21 protein-coding genes and 2 pseudogenes are annotated in these 19,932 nt (G+C 69.4%); 8 read left to right on the plus strand and 15 right to left on the minus strand.

Translation table 11 applies throughout. The annotated features are described in order from the left end of the window. Nucleotides 1-63 precede the first annotated feature (63 nt). Nucleotides 64-1,185 carry an IS630 family transposase gene (locus ACZ4VL_RS27285; protein ID WP_468204874.1) on the plus strand — a complete coding sequence of 374 codons (1,122 nt, stop codon included), beginning with the start codon at nt 64-66 and terminating at the stop codon, nt 1,183-1,185. Between the two features lie 50 nt (nt 1,186-1,235). Continuing rightward, nucleotides 1,236-1,376 carry a hypothetical protein gene (locus ACZ4VL_RS27290; protein ID WP_468204876.1) on the plus strand — a complete coding sequence of 47 codons (141 nt, stop codon included), beginning with the start codon at nt 1,236-1,238 and terminating at the stop codon, nt 1,374-1,376. A 335-nt stretch (nt 1,377-1,711) separates the two neighbouring features. Here ACZ4VL_RS27290 and ACZ4VL_RS27295 read toward each other — a convergent pair whose 3' ends face one another. From ACZ4VL_RS27295 to ACZ4VL_RS27315, 5 genes are all read right to left on the minus strand, one after another. Continuing rightward, nucleotides 1,712-2,551: a serine hydrolase domain-containing protein gene (locus tag ACZ4VL_RS27295; RefSeq protein ID WP_468204877.1), complete on the minus strand. Its 840-nt coding sequence runs from the start codon at nt 2,549-2,551 to the stop codon at nt 1,712-1,714. Nucleotides 2,552-2,564: 13 nt separating this feature from the next. Then, nucleotides 2,565-3,896 carry a DCC1-like thiol-disulfide oxidoreductase family protein gene (locus ACZ4VL_RS27300; RefSeq protein ID WP_468204879.1) on the minus strand — a complete coding sequence of 444 codons (1,332 nt, stop codon included), beginning with the start codon at nt 3,894-3,896 and terminating at the stop codon, nt 2,565-2,567. Further along, the gene (locus tag ACZ4VL_RS27305) at nt 3,893-4,513 is read right to left on the minus strand and encodes a DUF5819 family protein (protein WP_468204881.1); all 621 of its coding nucleotides are present in this window, start codon (nt 4,511-4,513) and stop codon (nt 3,893-3,895) included. Before ACZ4VL_RS27305 ends, ACZ4VL_RS27300 begins: the two co-directional genes overlap by 4 nt. A 23-nt stretch (nt 4,514-4,536) precedes the next feature. Beyond that, nucleotides 4,537-4,836, minus strand: a complete 300-nt coding sequence (locus ACZ4VL_RS27310) for a hypothetical protein (protein WP_468204883.1) — start codon at nt 4,834-4,836, stop codon at nt 4,537-4,539. Between the two features lie 321 nt (nt 4,837-5,157). Further along, on the minus strand, nt 5,158-5,910 hold the full coding sequence (locus ACZ4VL_RS27315) for a hypothetical protein (RefSeq protein ID WP_468204885.1): 753 nt from the start codon (nt 5,908-5,910) through the stop codon (nt 5,158-5,160). Between ACZ4VL_RS27315 and ACZ4VL_RS27320 the strand changes: the two genes are divergently transcribed. From ACZ4VL_RS27320 to ACZ4VL_RS27335, 4 genes are all read left to right on the plus strand, one after another. Beyond that, complete coding sequence (locus tag ACZ4VL_RS27320) at nt 5,896-6,234, plus strand: hypothetical protein (protein ID WP_468204887.1); 339 nt, start codon at nt 5,896-5,898, stop codon at nt 6,232-6,234. The two genes, ACZ4VL_RS27315 and ACZ4VL_RS27320, sit on opposite strands and share 15 nt — an antisense overlap. Before the next feature lie 223 nt (nt 6,235-6,457). After that, nucleotides 6,458-7,627: a hypothetical protein gene (locus tag ACZ4VL_RS27325; protein WP_468204889.1), complete on the plus strand. Its 1,170-nt coding sequence runs from the start codon at nt 6,458-6,460 to the stop codon at nt 7,625-7,627. A 266-nt stretch (nt 7,628-7,893) separates the two neighbouring features. After that, on the plus strand, nt 7,894-8,244 hold the full coding sequence (locus ACZ4VL_RS27330; RefSeq protein WP_468204891.1) for a hypothetical protein: 351 nt from the start codon (nt 7,894-7,896) through the stop codon (nt 8,242-8,244). A gap of 357 nt (nt 8,245-8,601) precedes the next feature. Next, nucleotides 8,602-9,498: a hypothetical protein gene (locus ACZ4VL_RS27335; RefSeq protein ID WP_468204893.1), complete on the plus strand. Its 897-nt coding sequence runs from the start codon at nt 8,602-8,604 to the stop codon at nt 9,496-9,498. Between the two features lie 28 nt (nt 9,499-9,526). On the opposite strand, the gene ACZ4VL_RS27340 is transcribed toward ACZ4VL_RS27335, so the two are convergent. Continuing rightward, nucleotides 9,527-11,182 (minus strand): zinc finger domain-containing protein, encoded by a 1,656-nt coding sequence (locus tag ACZ4VL_RS27340; protein ID WP_468204895.1) that lies wholly within the window; start codon nt 11,180-11,182, stop codon nt 9,527-9,529. Nucleotides 11,183-11,598: 416 nt separating this feature from the next. On the opposite strand from ACZ4VL_RS27340, the gene ACZ4VL_RS27345 reads away from it, so the two are divergent. Continuing rightward, complete coding sequence (locus ACZ4VL_RS27345; RefSeq protein WP_468204897.1) at nt 11,599-12,846, plus strand: hypothetical protein; 1,248 nt, start codon at nt 11,599-11,601, stop codon at nt 12,844-12,846. A 101-nt stretch (nt 12,847-12,947) separates the two neighbouring features. Here the strand turns inward: ACZ4VL_RS27345 and dnaB are convergent, their stop codons facing one another. From dnaB to ACZ4VL_RS27390, 9 genes and pseudogenes are all read right to left on the minus strand, one after another. Next, the gene (dnaB, locus tag ACZ4VL_RS27350; RefSeq protein WP_468204899.1) at nt 12,948-14,294 is read right to left on the minus strand and encodes a replicative DNA helicase; all 1,347 of its coding nucleotides are present in this window, start codon (nt 14,292-14,294) and stop codon (nt 12,948-12,950) included. Nucleotides 14,295-14,390: 96 nt separating this feature from the next. Then, a complete protein-coding gene (locus ACZ4VL_RS27355; protein ID WP_468204901.1) occupies nt 14,391-15,065 on the minus strand; it encodes a DciA family protein in 675 nt (224 codons plus the stop codon). Beyond that, entirely contained in the window at nt 15,062-15,418 is a 357-nt protein-coding gene (locus ACZ4VL_RS27360; RefSeq protein WP_468204903.1) for a hypothetical protein, read from the minus strand. The genes ACZ4VL_RS27355 and ACZ4VL_RS27360 overlap by 4 nt, the downstream gene beginning before the upstream one ends. Beyond that, entirely contained in the window at nt 15,415-15,690 is a 276-nt protein-coding gene (locus tag ACZ4VL_RS27365; RefSeq protein ID WP_468204905.1) for a hypothetical protein, read from the minus strand. Before ACZ4VL_RS27365 ends, ACZ4VL_RS27360 begins: the two co-directional genes overlap by 4 nt. Next, the gene (locus ACZ4VL_RS27370; protein WP_468204907.1) at nt 15,687-15,857 is read right to left on the minus strand and encodes a hypothetical protein; all 171 of its coding nucleotides are present in this window, start codon (nt 15,855-15,857) and stop codon (nt 15,687-15,689) included. The genes ACZ4VL_RS27365 and ACZ4VL_RS27370 overlap by 4 nt, the downstream gene beginning before the upstream one ends. Then, entirely contained in the window at nt 15,854-16,219 is a 366-nt protein-coding gene (locus tag ACZ4VL_RS27375; RefSeq protein WP_468204909.1) for a hypothetical protein, read from the minus strand. The genes ACZ4VL_RS27370 and ACZ4VL_RS27375 overlap by 4 nt, the downstream gene beginning before the upstream one ends. Before the next feature lie 261 nt (nt 16,220-16,480). Continuing rightward, nucleotides 16,481-16,588, minus strand: a pseudogene (locus ACZ4VL_RS27380) (glycosyltransferase family 2 protein); the annotation flags it as partial. 15 nt (nt 16,589-16,603) lie between these two features. After that, nucleotides 16,604-16,933, minus strand: a pseudogene (locus ACZ4VL_RS27385) (zinc ribbon domain-containing protein); the annotation flags it as partial. Between the two features lie 54 nt (nt 16,934-16,987). Beyond that, entirely contained in the window at nt 16,988-18,097 is a 1,110-nt protein-coding gene (locus tag ACZ4VL_RS27390) for an RNA-guided endonuclease InsQ/TnpB family protein (RefSeq protein WP_468204911.1), read from the minus strand. A 51-nt stretch (nt 18,098-18,148) separates the two neighbouring features. Here ACZ4VL_RS27390 and ACZ4VL_RS27395 point away from each other — a divergent pair, with 51 nt between their 5' ends. After that, nucleotides 18,149-19,741, plus strand: a complete 1,593-nt coding sequence (locus ACZ4VL_RS27395; protein ID WP_468204912.1) for an ISL3 family transposase — start codon at nt 18,149-18,151, stop codon at nt 19,739-19,741. The last annotated feature ends 191 nt before the right edge of the window (nt 19,742-19,932 follow it).

The following is a 19,932-nucleotide window of genomic DNA, read 5'->3' on the forward strand; positions in this document are numbered from 1 at the left end:
GCCGGGTTGGCGGTCGTGGCGGTTGGATGTGCGGTGACATCCATTCCGACGACTGGAGGCGCGGTGGCCGAGCCTGTCCGTGTGCGCAGACTGACCGACCAAGAGGGCCAGCGGCTGCAGCAGATCGTGCGCCGGGGCAGCACGAGTTCGGTACGCTACCGGCGCGCGATGATGCTCCTGGCCTCGGCCGGAGGGAACCGCGTGCCGGTGATCGCCCAACTGGTTCAAGCCGACGAGGACACCGTCCGGGACGTCATCCACCGGTTCAACGAGATCGGCCTGGCCTGCCTGGACCCTCGATGGGCGGGAGGCCGTCCCCGCCTGCTCAAGCCTGACGACGTGGCCTTCGTCATCCAGACGGCCACCACCCGCCCGACCGCACTCGACCAGCCCTTCACCCGCTGGTCACTGCGCAAACTCATCGCCTACCTGCGGAAAGTCCACGGCAGGATCATCCGCATTGGCCGCGAGACATTACGCAGCCTGCTCGCCCGCCGCAACATCACCTTCCAACGCACCAAGACCTGGAAGGAGTCCCCGGACCCCGACCGCGACGCCAAACTGGACCGGATCGATGAGGTCCTGGACCGCTTCCCCGACCGGGTCTTCGCCTTCGACGAGTTCGGCCCGCTGGGGATCAGACCCACCGCAGGCTCCTGCTGGGCCGAGCAGGGCAAACCCAACCGGCTCCCAGCGACCTACCGCCGCACCCACGGCGTCACCTACTTCCACGGCTGCTACTCCGTCGGCGACGACTGGCTGTGGGGCGTCAACCGTCGCCGCAAGGGCACCGCCAACAGCCTGGCCGCGCTGAAATCGATCCGCGCCGCCCGACCCGACGGCGCCCTGATCTACATCATCCTGGACAACCTCTCCGCCCACACCGGCACGGACATCCGCCGCTGGGCGGCGAAGAACAAGGTCGAACTGTGCTTCACCCCGACCTACGCCTCCTGGACCAACCCCATCGAGGCCCACTTCGGGCCGCTGCGGCAGTTCACCCTGGCCAACTCCCACCACCACAGCCACCCCGCGCAGACCCGGGCCATGCACCGCTACCTGCGCTGGCGCAACGCCAACGCCCGCCACCCCAAAGTGCTCGCCGCACAACGCAGAGAGCGTGCCCGCATCCGCAGCGAGAAAGGCATCCGCTGGGGCGGACGCCCCCTCGCACCCGCAGCCTGACCAACCCGGCGAACCTATGCGGTCACAGCACTAGCTAGCACCGCTCGTGCGTGAGCAAGGACGAGATCGCCGCCTGGATCGCCGCCCTCGCCCGTCTGCCCAGGCTCTCCCGCCCGGTACAGGAGAACGGGACCGTCGCGGCCGAGCGGTTCTTCACCGAAGGGACCACGTCGAGGAGGGCGCCCGCCTGATCGGTGAGGCGGAAACCGAGGTGTGGCTCCTGGGGACGACGCTGGGCATGCACATTCCGTTCCTGAAGGAGGCGATCGAGCCCAACTCTGTATGTCGCGCAGGGACGGGCGGTCGGCGGACTCCTGATCGCGACCGGGGAGGGCCCGCTGTGGCTGTCCGCGCCGCGTTCTCCCGCCGGGCGCTGGAATCCGGTCCGGACGACGGCTTCGTCATCCACGATCACGACTTTGATCACCGGGCACTCTGTTCCCAGACGCCAGAAGGCAGTGTCACCCGGCGGCTCGGGCGGACGACGCCAAAGATCATAAAGGCGTCGCCCGCGCACCCGAAGGGGTTACCGAGCCGAGCTCAGGGAGGCCGCCAGGGCCTCACCGCCCATGCGGTCCGTGGTGGCGGGGGAGCCGCCGAGCCTGTGGAGGAGCGTCCAACGGCCGTCCGGGAGCGCTGCCGCGAAGACCGAGGCTCCTTCGGTGGCGCCGTTGTGCCACGTCACGGCACCGGTCCTTCTCCAGGTGGGGGCCGGCGGTCCGAGGAGTTTGTCCACCAGCAGCCCAGTCAGGAGTTGGGCGGTGGCCCTGGGTGTGGCCCACAGGCCGCCTGCGGGCAGGATGGCACCGTCCATGGTCCACGGCTTCCGTGGGCGGTTCAGCAGGCTGGTCATCCCGAGCAGGCGTTGCTCCGCCGGGGGATGGGCGGACATCTCGTGAATGCCGAGGGGATCGAGGACGTAGGTCTGCACGACCCTCTCGTATGGAATCCCGGCAGCGACGGACAGGGCAGCACCGAGGACTGCGTAGCCGAGGTTGGAGTACTCCTCGGAAGCACCGGGCGGAGCCGTATCTATGTCGCCTAGACCGGCTAACAGTGCATCCAGGGCTGCTTGGTCGAAGCGGCTGTACGGGTTCTTGCGCGGCAAGCCCGGCGGCTGACGGGGCAGCCCGGAGGTGTGGTTGGCCAGATGTAGCAGGGTGATGCCGCTGCCTGGTGGTGTGTCAAGCCAGCGTTCGATGGGATCGTCCACGTTGAGGACGCCGACCTTGGCCATGCGCATGAGTGCGCTGCCAGTTACGACTTTGGTCAGCGATCCGATCTGCACATAGGCGGTGGCGCTGTGGCCGTGGGTGACACGGGGCTCGATCCCATTGCCGAGGAGGCAGCTGGGCGTCCGGAACACGGAGGCCTCCCTTTCAGATGCGGGTGCTGGGGCTGCGCACGGCGCAGGCGTTCGAACTGCCTGGCATGCGATGCCTATTGTGGGCTACCCAGCGGTAGCCGATGGCCGCGCAGGCCCTGAGACCGGGCGTGCGCAGCACGGCAGATGCCATCCGATACTTGGCGACGGGCGACTCCCTCACGAATTCCGCCAATGCCTGAGCGCCGCTGGCCAGGACCCGCCCGTCCATGAGGAGCAACACCTCGCGGTCCAGCCGCGCCAGATGCGGGGCGGTGATCTCGGCGGGAAGCGATTGCCAGGGCACGGCACGTAGGGCCGGTCGGGCGTGGGTGGTGATTCGGTCCACGGCTGCCTGGCAGAATCCGCAATCCCCGTCGAAGGCCAAGACGGCCTCGGATGGGACGGGCTTCCTGGGGCGCAAGGCGACGCGGGTTCGGTCCAGCGCGGTTTCCAGCGCCCCGCTCAGGAAGACAAGGTCGCACGCGATCATGGTGAGGGCGAAGCCGGTCAGGCCCATGATGGCGCCGATGGACACGTGGAAGCCGATGGACGCGATGGCTGCCCAGGGCCGCAGCCGCGGCACGAGTATGCCCAGCGGGAAGTACACCAGGAACAGCGTGGTGGAGTACGTTCCGATGAAGACGAGATAGTCGTTGCCGAACACCAGGTCGGACACGCCGGGGAGGCGGAACTCGTCCACCCTCAGGATGTAGAACAGTGCCGTCCCGTCCTGCCACATGCGCCCCTGCACCTTGTAAAGCCCGCTGACGACATAGACCAGGCACATCTGGACGCCAATGGCGAGCACACCGAGATTGTGCAGCGGTGTGGACAGCGACCGCAGGAGTGAGGGAACTCGCTGGGCCAGTGCTCGGGCGAGACCAACGGAGAAGGAGAACCGGTCGTAGCAACGTGTCAGCAGCAGCATGGGGATGACGAGATAGGCGAGGTTGTCTCCGCCGTCGAGCAGCACGGGCTGCCGCTGGTAGATGGACCAGAGGAGGACCCAGTGCACGGCAAGGCCGAGCCGGCCGCCGACGCCGCACGTCACTGCCAGCGCGGCCAGGATTCCCGCATGGAAGACGATCTCGAACCACAGCGTGGAGTCGCTCAGCGTGTAGAGGCTGAAGGTGCCGTTCTGGTAGACCTTGGCGGTGAACTCTGCCCAGGGGTACACGCCACTCGGACCGAAGAGGAACAGCCGGTCACCGTATTGGCTCGCGTAATACATGAAACCGACGAAGCCGAGAAGCATTCGGGTTCCGCTCACGCCCAGCACACTGAAAGGTCGGCTGCCGGCTGTGTCCAGCCGATCAATCAGCCGAATCCTACGGGTCTCGGTCACCGGAGATCCCCAGCCTTCAGCCACTCCATGTCGTGTGCGTCGACCTTGCCTTCTGCAGCACGGTTGTGACGCTCCGACCAGGGCGGCAGCTGATGGATGTACATACGGACCTGTACCTGCTCAGGAGGGGCGCCGTCGCCGCACACGTTGGCGGGCAGCTGCGTCAGCGAGTAGCGGGAAACAAAGCGCAGCGCTTCGTCCTTCGAGGTCTTCTCGTGCGGAAGAAGGGGTAGCTCGGTCTTCTTCTTCGTCCGCTCCGATTCACGCAGCCGGGCCATGACGGGGTCCGAACCACTGAGCTGCTGCACGTTCCCGGTCACCAGCCGTGACATGTGGGAGGGGAAAAACCTGCTGCTCTGTGCTGCTGTGATGTATTTCGCCGTCACGTCGTGGAAGGAGGTGACCGACCCATCCCGGCATTTCGCGCGGGCCAGGATTCCGCGGTTCTCCGACAGAGGGTCGGGGGCGAAGAGCATCCAGTTCTGGGCGGAGTACGGCTCCAGATAGGCGGCAACCTTGTTGAAGTACCGGATCTTCATCGGGTTGAGCGGCATCTGTGAGAAGGCTGCGACTGCGAAGTGAAGGCCCAGGAGGGCGGCACCAGCGAGCAGCGCCACCCTCCTGGTCAAGCGGTGATCTCTCACTTGTCGAAGACCGTCTCGACAGCCGTGCCCTCGGGGATGTTGGCCGGGCTGACACTGCCGAGCATGTCGGTGAAGCTGCCGGCGGCGTCGGCCACCGACGAGCAGGCAGCCTTGGCGTGCACCCAGGCCTTGCCAGCCCAGGCCCTGAACGCCATCGGTGTGTCGCCCGGACCCTCGGCGGAAGCGACCGTGGCGGGAACCTCCTGACTGGGCGCGGCCTGTGCCGACCCCTGGGTGGCGATGAGTAAGGCTGCACCGCCGAGGGCCACGCCGACGCCGGCAAGTACCTTCTTCATTCTGTTCACTTTCCTCTCGTGTGGGTTTCTGCCCGAGACACTCAGGTTCGGCGCCTCGGTGGCTCAAATAAATCGGGACTTGACCGAATCACCTGACCTTGTGACGCGTTCGTCGCAGGACTCACATTGGACCCAGGCGATAAACGATCACTAAACGAGTCCCCGATGCCCCAGTGACGGTCAGTGTGGGCAGCTGTAATCAAGCCAGCATTGATATGAAACAGCCACCTGAGGTTGTGTGAGGTGTAACAACGCATCATGGTGGCGTATTTACGTCCCCTGATGCTGGCGTGAATGCGCGACTACCATGGCGGCATGTCATTAGGCGTATCGATTCGTTTGGCTCAGGCGGGAGATGAGCGCGAGTTGCTGGCTCTGCACCGCGCAGTGTGGTCCCTGGTAAGTGAGGCAGCTCCTATCCGCGCAGCCGATGGAGCCGTCTTCGACGAACGGGCCCGCAGAGAGCTTCCTCATCGCAGAGCGCTGCCCCCAGATCGGAGAAGCGCCGGCGGCCGGGAGCTCCAAGGCTTGCTCGGTGACCAGCGCGCCGATCGCGGCACCCAGGCCTATTGGTTCGCGCCCGTCGCGCTGCACCGTCCGGACCGGCCGCGGCATCTTCTGCTTCGCCTTCTGGCCGCTGCCGTTCTTCCGGGCCGCCTCCCTCGCGGCCCGCAGCGCGACCCGGGCCAGGTCGACGCCCGACATCTCGCCGCCGCTCATGCCTTGGGCGACAAACGCCCGGGTGAACAGGCGCTGTGCCGAGTGCTCGCCGTACCTATCGATGTGGTCGAAGACCAGCCGGTAATCGGCGGCAGCCCGGTTGCGCCAGTCCAGGACCTGCTCCCGGGTGAGGTCCTCGAAGACGAGCTCCTGATCGTCGGCGACGGCCCGGCTCCGGGGCCGGGGCGACGGCGGCCGGGCGGGGCGCGGGCAGCACGACCGACGCCACCGGCGCGGCCGGGAGGTAGGCGACCGGCCGCGCGGCCGCGGCTTCAGCGCGGGCCTGAGCGGCGGCGGCCTGCTGTTCGCGGACCTGAGCCCACCGGTGCTCCCAGAGCCATGCTGGGCGGTCACGTCCTGCGCGGGAAGGTCATCGCGGAGCTGAGCTTCGGGTTCTGGCGCATCCTGATGGCCCGCCAGTACAAGACCAAGCTGTGGCCCGACCTCGCGGGTGCCTTCCCCCACGCCCCCAATCGTGCCCTGACCACAGTGGAAGACCCAGTCAAGCGGCTGCACAAGTTCCGCAACCGCATCGCCCACCACGAGGGAATCTGGAACCTGCCCCTCGAAGCACGCCGCGACGACATCCAGACCGTGCTCGGCTTCATAGCGCCGGCTGCCGCGGCCTGGGTCGCCGACGCCTCACGCATCGACGGCGTCCTCGCCCGCCGCCCCTGACACGGCGCTCCCCTCCTCTCACGCGGTCTCCACCAACGCCGTCGCCTGCGGGACCGCGTCAGCCGTCCCGGCCTTCCGTGCCGCGCGCTCGTCACGGATCAGCGGAGGAAGGCGAGACGACTTCATGGATCACGCCCACTCAGGCCCCGGGCGCGCCGTACCGTCGTTCCACGGATGGCGACCGGGCAGTCACGCCGGGTCAGGTGTGGGAGGGGATCCGAGGATGGTCAATGCGCGTACGTACCCGCTGTGGCGGGAGCTCGCGATGCGCGAAGACCTCCCCAAGGAAGCCCTCAAGACGGTGATCGAGGCTCTGTGCGCGCCGGTGACAACGCCGGACGGCTTCGACTCGCAGGCCGACCGGTGGCGGGAGGAAGCCCTCAAGGCCGCACTGCCCGCGCTGCTGGCCCGGACCTCTGCCAAGCGGCTGCGCGGCCGGCTTCTGGTGCACGCCGACGAGAAGACGCTGGCCGCCCTGGCCGCCTCGGGCACGGTGACCGCCGCCGACGTGCCCGCCATCCTGCGACACCGTCGGGCCTGGGCCGGGCTGATCTCCGCCCTGGCACGGCAGCCCGGCCAGGTCGAGGCGGCGATCGCCCTCCTGCCCCGTCTCCCCGACCATGAGGTGGAGCAGGTCGTCCGGAACTGGGATCCCGACCGCTACACCCGCACCAAGGGCGCCGCGCCGGCCCCGCCCGTGCCGAAGGCACTGTTCGACGCCGTCCTGGAAGCCTGCCTCACCCCGCTCGCCGCGTACCTGCTCCACCCGGAGCCCGAAGAGGGCTGGGAGGCCGTGTCCGATTTCTCGAAGGACTGGTCGCTGGAGCTGGGAGACCGGGCCGGCTGGGCGATGCTGGCCCGGTGCCCGCAGCGGTGGGCGCAGCTCACCGCGCACCCCGTGCTCGGGGCGGCCGTCCAGCACCTGCTGCTGGACCAGGCCGAGACGCAGGCCCTCGAGGACGCCCGGCTCCGCGCCGCCGACCCCGACAGCGAGGAACTCCCCGCCGCCCCGGCTCCCGCTCTCAGCGAGGAACTGCTGCTCGCCTGCCTTCCGGCGCTGTGCCTGCCCGAGCTGGCCGACCTGCCCAACCCGCAGGTGACCGCCCGCGGACCCTGCACCACCTCGCCAACCGCGTCCACAACAACCCGCGCCTGGCAGCCCTGGCCGCCGACCAGCTGCACGCGGCCGCCGACGCCCTCGTCACCCGCGGCCAGCCGCTCACCTGGGCCGACAAGCAGGACCGCGACCACGACTTCGACGGCCGCGTCCTGCGCCTCGCCGAGGACCTGGCCCTCCTCAGCGCCAACCCCGACCACCTCGCCGGGTCCTGCGCCCAGCTCGCCCGGCTCGATCAGCCGGCCGTCGTCTCCCCCACGCCGAGCCGGCCCCTGATCCGCATCCTCGACAACGTCGACCCCGACCACGACCGCCCGGCCCGGCTCCTGGAACGCCACTCCGAGCACCGCCGCGTCCAGGCTCTGACCGCCCTCGCTGCCAACCCGCACACTCCGCACGCCGCCGTCACCGACGTCCTGGACGGGCTGCACCCTGCGGAGCTGGCCTGGATCGCCGAGCGGGCCGACGGCCCTGACTGGTTCCTGGGCGCGGCGGCGGCCGTCCCGGTCGCCGCGGACAAAGACGACGGTGTGCTGCGGCTGGTGAGCGACGACGAACTCGGCAAGCACGGCGACCCCGCGGCCGTCCTGCAGTCCTGGCTCGACTTCCCAGCCGCCGGCGAGATCCTCTCCCGCTCCGAGATCTACCGGGCCGTCATCAAGTCCCGTCACCACACCGCCGAGCACCTGCTCCAGATCCCGGCCGACGAGATCCTCTCCCGCAACGAACCCGAGATCGCGCTGAAGACCCTGCTCGACCGCTGCGGCCGAAGCGCGGACCGGTGGGCGGCACTGGCCGCCGCCATGACCTTCGAGTACGACGAAGAGAAGATCACCTTCGGAGAGCTCCTCGACTCCCTGGACTCCGTACCCGCCAGCACGCAAAAGTCCTGACGGACCGCTTCGGTGCAGGGCGACTCACCTGCCGCCGCCCTGCACCGGATGCGGTGGACCCGCGGCATCGGCATCCGCGTCGCGCCCCGCTGTCGATGCTCCAGCGTCTCCCCTAGGACCGGTGGGAGTGGCGGTCGATCAGCTGCCACGGCGACCAGGTGCAGCGGTTCGCCGCGTGACCTCCGGTTGTTGCGCTACGGTGCCTTCGGCTGGAGGCGCACCGCCACCCGCCGCAGGCCGACGCCCACGCCGTCGTACCGCGATCGGCCAAGGTCCTTCGGGGCCCGCGTCGCCCCGACACTGTTCCTCTTCGTCGACGGGCAGCGTGGGCATGCCCGTCGAGTCCGGAGAAGACCGATGCCGCGTCACCAGAACACCGCCGCCCAGCGCGCCCGGCAGGCCCAGCGCGAGACCGGGGGCAAGTACACCGCCGAGCTCCGCAAGGCCACGCAGGCCGAAGGCCGGCCCGGGCCGTTCACCCTGGGGGAGCTGCTCACCGCGTGCGGGACCTCGCCCGACTGGACCGGCGAGCACCCGGTCGTCCACCCTGAGTGGGCCCCGGAGATGTTCGACTTCGCCCCGCTGGGCGGGCCGGTGCCGTACTCGACCGTCCTGCTGCTCCTCGGCCTGCTGGCGCCCGCCAGCAGGTCCACCGAGATGGAACTGGAGTCCCGCAACGGCTTCCACTCCCTCATCGTGGCCTGCGGCGGCCGCCGCTTCGAGATGGTCCTCACCCAGGACGACTACGTCACCGAACGGTGCCGCGTCCCGGGCTGCGAGTCCGGACCGGTCTCCGCGTACACGATCCCCTACTGCGCCCACCGGCACCTCGCCGAGCGTCCCGAGGACGAGCTCGTCGAGATGGCCCGGGCGTGGGGAAACGCCCAGCGCGAGGAGTACAGCGCCGGAGACCCCGCCGCCGTGCCGCTGAGCAAGGAGGGCGACCAGCTGATCGAGGCCGCCGTAGCCCAGAGCGCCTTCTTCCCGGTCAAGACCGCTCTGATCGAAGCGGCCTACGAGAAGCCCGAGATGGTCGACGTCGTGTACTTCGGCGAGCAGGCCGTGAAGGTGCAGTACGCGATGGACACCGAGCACTTCCGGCTGGAGCGGGCGGCCCAGGCAGCCCACCGCCGCCTCCAGAAGCTCGTCGGCGGGCGCTGTGCCTGTGGTGCGGTGCTCCAGATCGGCGCGGGCCCGAAGGTGCCGCCGCAGTTCTGCTCGGCCGCGTGCGCGGCCACCGCAGGACGGCAGTAGCTGCACGTCGGGCTCGGCCGGACCCCCTTCAGAGACGGGGCTCTTGCTGCTCGGTATGTTTCCTGGCCTGTTTGGAGCGCGCGGAGTGGGGTTCGCCAGGCGTGAGGCACCAGGCGCCGGCTTCCTGGCCGCAGTGGGGGCAGGGCACGTCGTACGCCCGCCACACGGTCTGGGCTGCAGTGTGCTGTTTCTGCTCTTTGAGTCCGTCGATGACGGGATTGAGCCGACGGGCGTGCGGTGCTTGCCGTATGCGTCCAGCACGCGGCCCGCTATCGATCGCGCAATGCTGGCCGCGCTCCGCCCCGCACTGGGGGCGCGGCCTGGTTTTCCAGTTCGCCCGGTTTACCTGCTGGTGTGGCGGCATGCGTTCTTGCGGGCTGAGCGGTGTGACCGGCCGGGGCGGGAAGGGCAGGTACCGCAGGCGCGTACTCCACAAAGTGAGCTGAGCCTGCCGGTGCTCCCCGAGCTTGCCAGTCCCGGTGGCTGTCTGGAACAGCGCCTGGACCTTGGACTTCAGGTGCCACGGGTCCTCGTTCGCAGGGAGACTGCTGATCTCCTCGAGGAGGGTGTCCAGGAGTGCGAGCTTGGCTGCGTCGGCGGCGGCCAGGTAGGCGGAGGCTTCGCGGACCGTGTGTCCCTCCTCCCTGCTCCTGCCGTCCCGGGTGCCCGCCTTGATCTCCGCCAGGACCGCCTTGACGCTCCCGGTCTTCTGAGCGGCCACGGCCTGACTCAGACGGGCGAACAGCTTCCGACGGGCCTCCGTCTCCTTCTCCACCCAGGCCAGGGCGCTGCGCCGGGTGGCGTCCAGCTGGCGCTGAAGCTGCGGGCTCACCCCGGCCAACTCGGTAATCTCGCGGCACACCTCTTCCGCCAGGTCGGTGGACACGGTCCGGCGGGCGTACAGCAGCCTGCGCATCAGCTCATGCGCCTGCACGTCCTGCGCCGACTCTTCCTGCTTCTTGCCCGGAGTCCACCGGGTGGGAGGGGGCGCGCTCCGGGCGTGGACGATCCGCTCGACCGCCGGGGTGGACAGGCCCCGGTCGGTGATGCCCCGGTCGGTGATCTCGCATTCGTCCAGGGCGAACCACTCGGTGGGCCGGGCGAATGCCTCGGTGCCGATCCGGACCCGGCGGGCGGTGCCTTCGCTGTCCAGGCGGATGCGGTGCACGTACCAGCGGTCAATCAGGGTGTCGGAGTCCACCGGGACGGACACCCCGAGTACCGGTTCGTGCTCTGCGTCCCAGTCCGGTGCCACCTCCTGGTCCAGGTGCACGCGGAGTTTCCTGTGTGGGAGCTGGATGTCGACGATCGACCCGATCGGCACCCCGTCCGGCTGGACGAAATCGAAGCTGGCCTGCGTACCGCGAGCGCGCAGCCAGGCGTCGGCCGCCGCCTTCACGTACAGGTGGTCGGCGCTCGCCACGCCGCGGGCGCTGCGGCCGCACAGGTGAGGGTGCCCGTCGGGACCGGGGTAGTGCGCGAAGTGGCAGACCCGGTCGCTGTACAGCTTGGTGGTCAGCTGCAGGCCGCAGCCTCCGAGCAGCAGCACGCACCAGAACGTGTCGTGCTCGTGCTGTCGGCGGTAGGCGTCCAGCTCGATCGCTTCCAGTGGCAGCGTCAGCGGCTCCTCCGAGTCCGCGCTACCCAGAACCGCCGTCTGAATCTGCCGCCTGTCGCTCCGCACGAACCCCCACCTTTCGTCCTAACTCAGCGTGTCACCGCACTCGCTGGGCCCGCAGCTGATCGCCCTCTTGCAGTGCAGCTGTAGGTTCTCAACTTCAGTTTCAGGCGCCGACCCTGTGACCTGGATATTTCCCTTGAGTCTCACGATGTGTCGGCAGGCGGCTGTCTCAGATCGGCGTCATTTCCTCAGGCTGTCCAGCAGGCTGCAACGCGGCCCGGGGCGTCACGAACCTGCATCGGCAACCATCCGTTCCACCCACTTACACACCTTCGTTGCACACGAACGTCCCGAGCGTCGTCGCCGACAAGCGCCTGCGGGACTACGGACGGGTTGATCAGCCCATAATTGGAGTCAGTGCCGAGCGACCCGGCGCATCGCACCCGCCCCGGGTGCACTCACCGCGATCGGAGAGCATCGTGAAGAACAGCGCGTTGTGGCGAGTGGTTGACAACGAGAGTGGTACCCAGTCCATCGTCAGCTCGCCCTCCGAGGCGATCGCGTTCGTCAACAGCCGGTTCGACACCGATGACGACGAGCCGTTCAGCATCACCGAGGTCGGTCCTCTCCTTCCGAAGCCGCTCGGGGTCATCACTGCATGGGCCGCCGAGAAGGACGGCGAGCGAACCGACGGGCGTACTGCCCCGATCACCATCAGGCCGGTTGTGACGGACAACGCCAGCGAGTGCGATGACGTCGTGCTCTGGGGCGACGTGTACGTCTCCTGGGACCACGACATGTACACCGTCGAGGAGCCGGACAGCTCCGAGTACAGCGAGGCTTACAGCGCAGCCGAGTTGAGCGAGATCCTCGACGAGTACGCCGACGACTACGAGTACGCGCCTGAAGGGCCTGAAGGGCCCGACAGCCACAGGTGGCCGAAACCGGAAGAGCTGATCACCTACGGCGCCCAGGAGTGCGCCAAGCGGTTCGGGCACCTCGACGACGACGCCCTGCTGTGGCTCGCTGCCACCCGCGTCACGCTCGCCGTGTGGCGCAATACACCCGTCGAGAACTGGCATGCCGGGAAGAGTCCGCTGCACGACGGCACAATGATGCGGATCAACACGGCAACCACCCGACTCGTGCGCTCGATGCTGTCGTTCGACCATGTCGACTGGATCGGTCTCGGTCTCGCGATCGTCAACCCGTCCCGAGTTCTACCGACCGGGCAGTCTGTGCTCGAGCTCGGGCTGGCCTGCCACAACCCTGACGACCCGGCACACGAGGGTGATCCGCGTGTAGAACTCGCGGAGATGGCACAGGCCGCGATCTCATGGGGGCGAAGATACTGCCTTAGCGAGAAGGAGTTCGGCCTGCGAACCCTGATCGAATCCTTCTGCGCGACCGACAACGGCTGGTTCGGAGCACCGAGTTGGGGGCATATCGTCGATCGGTTCCTTACGGCTGTCGACGACCCGGAGAATGTGCACTGGCGCATGAACCGGGACAAGCCCTGGTTCGACGAGTGGTTCACCAACCGGCCGGCCGAGATTGCGGACACCACGGAATTTCGTCGGCTGCTCCTTGCCGGGCCCGACCTGCTGTCCGAGGAGGCCGCCGAATGGTGCGTGGATGGCGCCATCGGCTACGTCTGTCAGGACGACCACGCAAACGGCTGCCCGCGGTGCGGTATCCCGTTGGCAACGGAGTCCTCAAACGAGTGACGGCAGTGGCCAGCGATTCTCAATCCCGTGTCAGTTCGGCCAGTCACATGACATCGCGACTGAGAAAATGACACGGGATCTGAGAACCTACAGCAGCAGGGTCAGTGCTGTGCCATGTCGACGAAGCGCCCGTAGTGGCCTTGGAAGGCCGTCGTGATCGTCGCGGTGGGCCCGTACCTGTGCTTCGCGACGATCAGGTCGGCTTCGCCGGCGCGGGGTGAGTCCTTCTCGTAGGCGTCCTCACGGTGCAGGAGGATGACGAGGTCGGCGTTGTCCTCCAGGGCGCCGGAGTCGCGCAGGTCGCTGATCTGCGGCAGCTTGTCGGCACGCTGTTCGGGGGTGCGGTTGAGGGTGGAGACGGCCACTACGGGGACCTCGAGCTCCTTGGCAAGGTGCTTGAGGCCGCGGGCGATCTCGGAGACCTCTTCGTAGCGGGAGCCGAGGGGCCTGGTGCCGTAGTGGAGTTGTTGGACGTCGTCGACGGCGATGAGCTTCAGGTCGTGCAGGCGGTGCAGGCGCCGGCAGCGGGCGCGGAGTTCGGTGAAGCTGGTGCAGGGGTCGTCTTGTAGGTAGAGCGGCGCTTCGGAGATGTCCGGCATGCGTTTGGCCAGGCGGACCCAGTCGTCGTCGACCATGGTGCCGGAGCGCATGTGGTGCAGGGGTACGCGGGCTTCGGCGGCCAGCAAGCGCATGGTGATGTCGATGCGGCGGGATTCCAGGGCGAACAGCGCCGCGGGGAGGTTGTGCTTGATGGCCGCGCAGCGCAGCAGGTCCAGGGCGAGGGTGGAGGTGCCCATGGCGGTGCGGCCGGCGATGACGATGAGCTGCCCGGGGTAGAGGCCGCCGGTGAGGGTGTCGAGGTCTTCGAAGCCGGTGGAGATGCCGGCGATCTGGCCGGGATGGCTGCCGATGGTCTCGATCTCGTCCAGGGCGCCTTCGAGGATGTCGGCCAGTGGGTGGGACGGGGCGGTGAAGGACCGGGTGCGGCTGGTGGCGGCGTGGATCTCCGCCTGAGCCGTGTTGATGATGTGGTCCACCGTTTCGGCCGTGGCCCCGGCGGTGAGGTCGTCGATGTGGGCGGTGGCGACCTGCAGGCGGCGCAGCACGGCCATGGCTTGGACGGTGTCGGCAGCCTTCACCCAGGTGCCGGAGGGTGCCGGGTCGTGGGCCAGGGTGTGCAGGTAGACGTTGCCGCCAGCCTTCGTCAGCTGATCGTCCTTGGCGAGTTCGGCGCCGACCGTGACCGGGTCGGGTGTCTCGCCGCGGGCGTAGACCGCGATGACGGCGTTGTAGATCAGCTCGTGCGCGGGGCGGTAGAAGTCGTCGCCCAGGAGCACGTCGACGATGTCGGCGACGGCGTCCACTGTGCGCAGCATCGCGCGCAGCACGGCCTTCTCGGCCGTTGGGTCGTGAGGCGGCTGCGCCGCCTGGGCGTCGTCGTCGGCCACGGGTCTCCTTCGTACGTCTTGCACGAGGTCCAGGAGCATCCTCGTGTCCGGCACCGCAGGCCAGCGTAGCGACCATCTGGGTGGTGGTCGGCCGGATCAGGACGGCGCACCCCGGGCTGCGCGGGCCCGCGCCCGCATGAGTTCGCTCTGGGCGTCGGCCGGCTGTGTGTCGCTGGGGGTGAACAGGTGGCCGGGTTCGCGGGGGGCTTGTGCGGCCTGCCGTCGCCGGGCGGCGATGACCAGCTGCTCGTCGTCCTGGAGGGCCGGTTCCAGGTGCCGGAACGCCCGCGGTGGCAAGGGTGGGACCGGCGGGTTGGCGGGCGCGGGCGGCAAGATGGCGATCTTCCGCACGGCCTGTCGTCCCAGCGCCTTGTTGACAGCGCTCATGATCTGCGGGGAGCGGAAGCGTCCCAGGGTCCCGTACGCCGGGGTAGCGCCGCGCAGGCTCAGCACGCCGGAGACCGGGTCGAACCGGACCGCGGCCAGGCCCGTTGCTAGGTCTCCGGCGAGTGCCGGCCACTGGGTGACCACGGTGGTTTGCTCGGGTACGGGCCAGCCGAAGTGGTCGGCGACTTCGGCGACCGTCACCTTCAGTGGCACGGGCTGTCGCCCCCCGGGCCGGGGCCACAGCCGGGAGCGCCGCCGGTGGGTGCGGCCCCGGCTGTACCGGGCGCCGTGGATGGCGTTGCGCAGGGCGATCCGTGCAAGGTCCTGTTCGCCGGGCGTCTGCTCAGCCACTGTGTCCCCCTCGACCTCTTCCACGCCGGTCACTCTGCCACTCCTTGTACGCGGGCGGCACACTGCGCACGGGCCTGCCGTAGAGCGGCTGCCTCGGTCGCCGCGGCCTGGCGGCGGCGCTGGGCGCGGGCCTGCTCGATCGGGGCCAGCGCATCGTCCGCGACGGCGTCAGATTCGGGGAAGGCCCTGCGGGACAGCTCCCGCATAGCGGCGGTCTGCCGCTCCACCGCTTGCGCGATGGTCGGATCCACCCGCGACGTCGGCGCTGCCTGGCGATGCGCCTCGATCGCCCGGCGGTAGCCGTCCGGCGGGGTGCGGCGCTCCACCGACATGGTGGGTGCGGCCGGTGCCGGGTCCGTGGCCGCCACGGTGAGGCTGGCCTTCATGGCTGTGGGCGCCAGGACGTGCAGGACGCGGACGTTCGCGTCCGGAACCCGCTCGTTGGCCGCCGCGATGAGCTTCGGCGCGCGCTCCAGCGCAGTTGCGTGCCGACCGCCGGGACGTCGGGCGCGACATCCAGGCGGCCGGTGTCCACGTCGAACGCCACAGCCTGGACGTGCCCGGTTAGTTCGGGCGCGGCCGCGGCGAGGATCGTGTCGAACTGGGCAAGGATGCTGCCGCCGGCGGCCGGGGCGACCAGGCCGCGCTCGGTCATCATCCGTTTGATCGCGCTGCCGAGTCCGGCTCCCGTCCGTCGCGCCGTACGACGGTGCTGGTGTGCCGCTTCGGCTTCTTCGCCTGGGTGGTGCCGTTCTTCTTCGCCGCCTCCCGGGCCGCGACCAGGGCCTGGCGGGCGAGGTCGACGCCGCTCAGCTCGGTGCTCATACGGTCACCACCTCGATGGCGTCGTCGTCCAGCGGCCGAGCGGCGAGTTCCGGCAGCCGGTCAGTCCACGGCGCGGATCCGGCCGGCTCGGTCCGGGCGGCGGACTGCTCACGCAGCTGCTCCAGCCGCGCCGCCAGCAAGTGCTCGGCCACGCGCTCGCGGGCCGCGTCGGCGGCCTTCGTCGCTGCCGCGATGGCGTCGGCGCCGGTCGGGTTGTGCTTGAACCAGTGGCGTCCCTGTTCGGTTCGGTAGGCCCGCCGGGCCTCCGCGTCGGCTTCCTCGGTCCGGCCCAGCCTCGCCAGGGCGTTGCGCCGGTACTCGGGGAGGGCCTGCTCGGATCCCGCTGACGGCCTCCGGTACACCGCGGACCGCACCCCCGGCGTGCGTGCATCCGCACAAGCTGGGCGTGGAGCCGGGGCCGGATTACGCTGCCGAAACCGATCGCGCCGGCCGCGGAGCCGGAGGGGCTGGCGCGTAGGCGATGGCTGCGCTCCTTCCGCGTTCGGTGATGCTGATACCGGCGAAGGTGACGTCGACGGCCTGGCGGCTCCGGCTCCAATTGGAGCCACTTCGTTCGAACGAATCGAACGGGCTGCAGCGCCTTCGTCCGACACTGAGGGGCTTTAGATGACTGGGGGGCGGCCCAGCCTGGTCATTCGCCATGCCGTCCGCCACCGCATGGGCCGCCTCGGCGGGCACGGCACCCGTACCCCTTCGAAGAAGCCTGCCCACTATGCGGGAATACATCACGGATCGTCCCGGTGCGCGTGGGCCGTACTCTTCGGGACCTGCTGGAAGAGTGTGGCCTGCGTGGGTGGGGACGCCAGCGGGTTGCTCCGCTGGGGTGGCACCTGGCCGGGTGGCCGAGTGTCTTCCCGCTTCATCGCTCCGTGCCGGGCGGCCTTGCGGTCGTCTGGTCTTACCGGTGCTCGGCGGGCGTTTTGTGTCTCCCCTCTACCAGGGGCGACGGGGGCTGCGTCTGCCACGGCGGCGTGGCGGGCGATGTTCCGGGCGGCGTTGAGGTCCCGGTCGATCGTCAGTCCGCAGGCGGGGCAGGTGAACGTCCTGTCGGGGAGCGTGAGGCGTGGGTTTTGCCATCCGCAGGCCGAGCAGGTCCTGCTGGAGGGGAACTAGCGGTCGAGGACTGCGAGCCCGGATCCGTACCAGGCGGTCTTGTAGGTGAGCTGCCGGCGGAACTCGCCGGGGGCGGCGTCGAGGACGGCCCGGTTCAGGCCGGCCTTCTGCCGCACCCGTCGGCCGGGCGCCTCCTTGGTACCGCGGGCGCTCGCGGTCATACCGGCAACGTTGAGGTCCTCGACGGCGACGACCGCGAACTGGGTCGCGAGCTGCTTGGTCACCGTGTGCAGCGCACCCTCGCGGCGTACGGCGACCTCGTGATGCAGCCGGGCCACCGTCCGGCGGGCCCTGTCCCGGCGCCTGGAGCCCTTCTCCGTGCGGGACAGCGCCCGATGCGCCTTCGCCAGTCGCTGCTCGGCGCGGGCGAGGTGGCGGGGGTTGGCGATCAGGACGGTGCCCGGGTCGGTGGGGTCGAGGGGCTGGGAGAGGGCGGCGAGGGTCTTCACGCCGAGGTCCACGCCGACCGTTCCACGCTCGCGCTGCCGCCGCGACCGCCGCTCGGGGATGTGCATGGTGACTTTGCACAGCACGGAGGCGTACCAGCGGTGCCCAGCGCGGGAGAGGGTCACGGACTGCACGATCGCGTGGCCCCGGTCGACGAGCCGGCCGAGGCGTTTGCCGGAGTCGTGCAGGCGGACCTCGCCGATTGTCGGCAGACGCAGCCGCCGATGGGTGGCCAGCCGGATTCCCGGCCGTTTCACGTCGTGATGGAGGCGGAAGGAGTCCCGGGCCCGGCCCTTCTTCTTGAACCGCGGGTAGCCGACCTTCCGGCCCGCCCGCACACCGCGCAGTGAGTCGAGCCAGTTCTTCCACGCCCGGTCCGCGTCCACGAACGCCGACTGGAACGCGTACGTGTTCACCTCGTGCCACCACGGACATGGCCGCTCAGGTCCGAACGCCCCCTCCGGCAGCCGCCCGTCGGTCCGGGAATCGCCCTTGACCTCGTTCAGCTGCTTCTGAATCTGCGGCTTCGACGGCACCGGCACCTTCACCCGCCGCCGCGCCTCCGCCTCCTCCACGCCCTGGGCGACGAGCTCGGCAACCTCCGCCCGCCACCGCTGGTGCGCGTGTCGCCGCTTCCTGAAAAACTGGTTCTGGATCACTTTCCGTGCTGGAGCCACGGAGTGTCACCGGAACCGCGATCATGAACGGTCGTGGCTGACAATCTCCTCCAAGACCTCTGGCTCCACCGGACCTGCGATGTCACGGTCAACACCGCGACCATCCAAGCCGACCGCGTCACCGTCCACGCCGCCACGACCAGCGACGAGGCGGGCTGTCCGTCGTGCGGAACCGTCTCGACCCGGGTGCACAGCAGCTACGTGCGGCGGTTGGACGACAGTGCGGCGGGTGGGCGTCGGGTGGTGGTCGAGTTACGGGTCCGCCGGTTCCGCTGCCGTGAACGAGCTTGCCCCCGGGCCACGTTCGTCGAGCAGGCAGCAGGGCTGACCTTCCGTCACGGGCGGTGGAGCCAGGGCCTGCAGACCGCGCTCCAGCAGCTCGCCCTGGCCCTGGCCGGCCGGGCCGGCTCCCGCCTGGCCGAGACCTTCGCGGTCCCGGTAAGCCGCTTTACGCTCCTGCGGCTGATACGCGCCCTCCCGGATCCGACGCCCGCGGTGCCGCGCGTGCTGGGCATCGACGAGTTCGCCCTGCGCAAGGGCCACGTCTACGCCACGATCATGGTCGACATCGAGACCCGCCGCCCGGTCGATCTGCTGCCCGACCGCACCGTCGAGACCGTCCGGTCCTGGCTGGCCGACCACCCGGGGGTGAAGGTCGTCTGCCGCGACCGCTCCGCCTCCTACGCTGAAGCCGTCCGGCTCGGCGCCCCGGACGCGATCCACGTCGCCGACCGGTTCCACCTGTGGCAGAACCTCGCCGACGCGGTGGAGAAGACCGTCCTCCAGCACCGTGCTCTGCTGCCCGAACCCGCCCCTGCGGCCGAGCCAGCCCCGGCTGTCGCCTTGGCGGCCGTCAGCTCCGAGCCCCGACGGACCGGCCGGCTGTCCGACCGGGTCCGCGAACAGCACGCCGCCGTCCACGCGCTCATTCAGGACGGGTTCAGCCTGCGCGCCATCGGCCGACGACTGGGCCTGGCCCGCAACACGGTGCGTCGGCTGGCCGGCGCGAAGGACCCGGACGAGCTGCTGGTCGGCCGCTGGACCGGACGCACCAGCATCCTCGACCCCTACAAGTCCTACCTCCACCAGCGGTTCGCTGAGGGCCACACCATCGCCCGGCGCCTGTTCGAGGAGATCCGACAGCGCGGCTACCCGGGCCAGGAGCAGATCGTTCGCGTCTACGTGCGCCGACTGAGGGAGGCGTTCCCCCAGCAGGACCCGCCCCGGCGCAAGACCTCCGTCAGGGACGTGACCAGCTGGATCACCCGCCGCCCCGACCGCCTCCGCGACGAAGACGCACAGCAGCTCAAGGAGGTCCTCGCCCGAGTCCCGGTGCTGGCCACCACCGCCGAGCACGTCAGGGCCTTCGCCGAGTTGATGAACGACCGCCGCGGACGAGAGCTCAAGGACTGGATCACACGCGTCCAGCAGGACCAGGTCCCGGCCCTTCGCAGCTTCGCCAACGGTCTCCTGCAGGACCTCGATGCGGTCGTCGCCGGCCTGACCCTGAGCTACAGCTCCGGCGCGGTCGAGGGCCACAACAACAAAATCAAAATGCTCAAGCGTCAGATGTTCGGCCGCGCCGGCTTCGACCTCCTGCGTAAACGTGTCCTTCTCACGGCATGAGGCCGCTGGTCGTGGCGGCGTGGACGGTGACGCGGTCGGCGTGGATGGTCAGGGTGTTGACCGTGACGTCGCAGGTCCGGTGGAGCCAGAGGTCTTAGAAGGCTTCCGCTTTCCGTTGAGCGGGCTTGGCCAGTCGAACAGGGTTCCTGTTCGGGTGATCGTCGCGTGGTCGGTGCATGAAGGAAGGGCCT

The sequence above is a fragment of the Streptomyces sp. NPDC029014 genome (assembly GCF_055564695.1).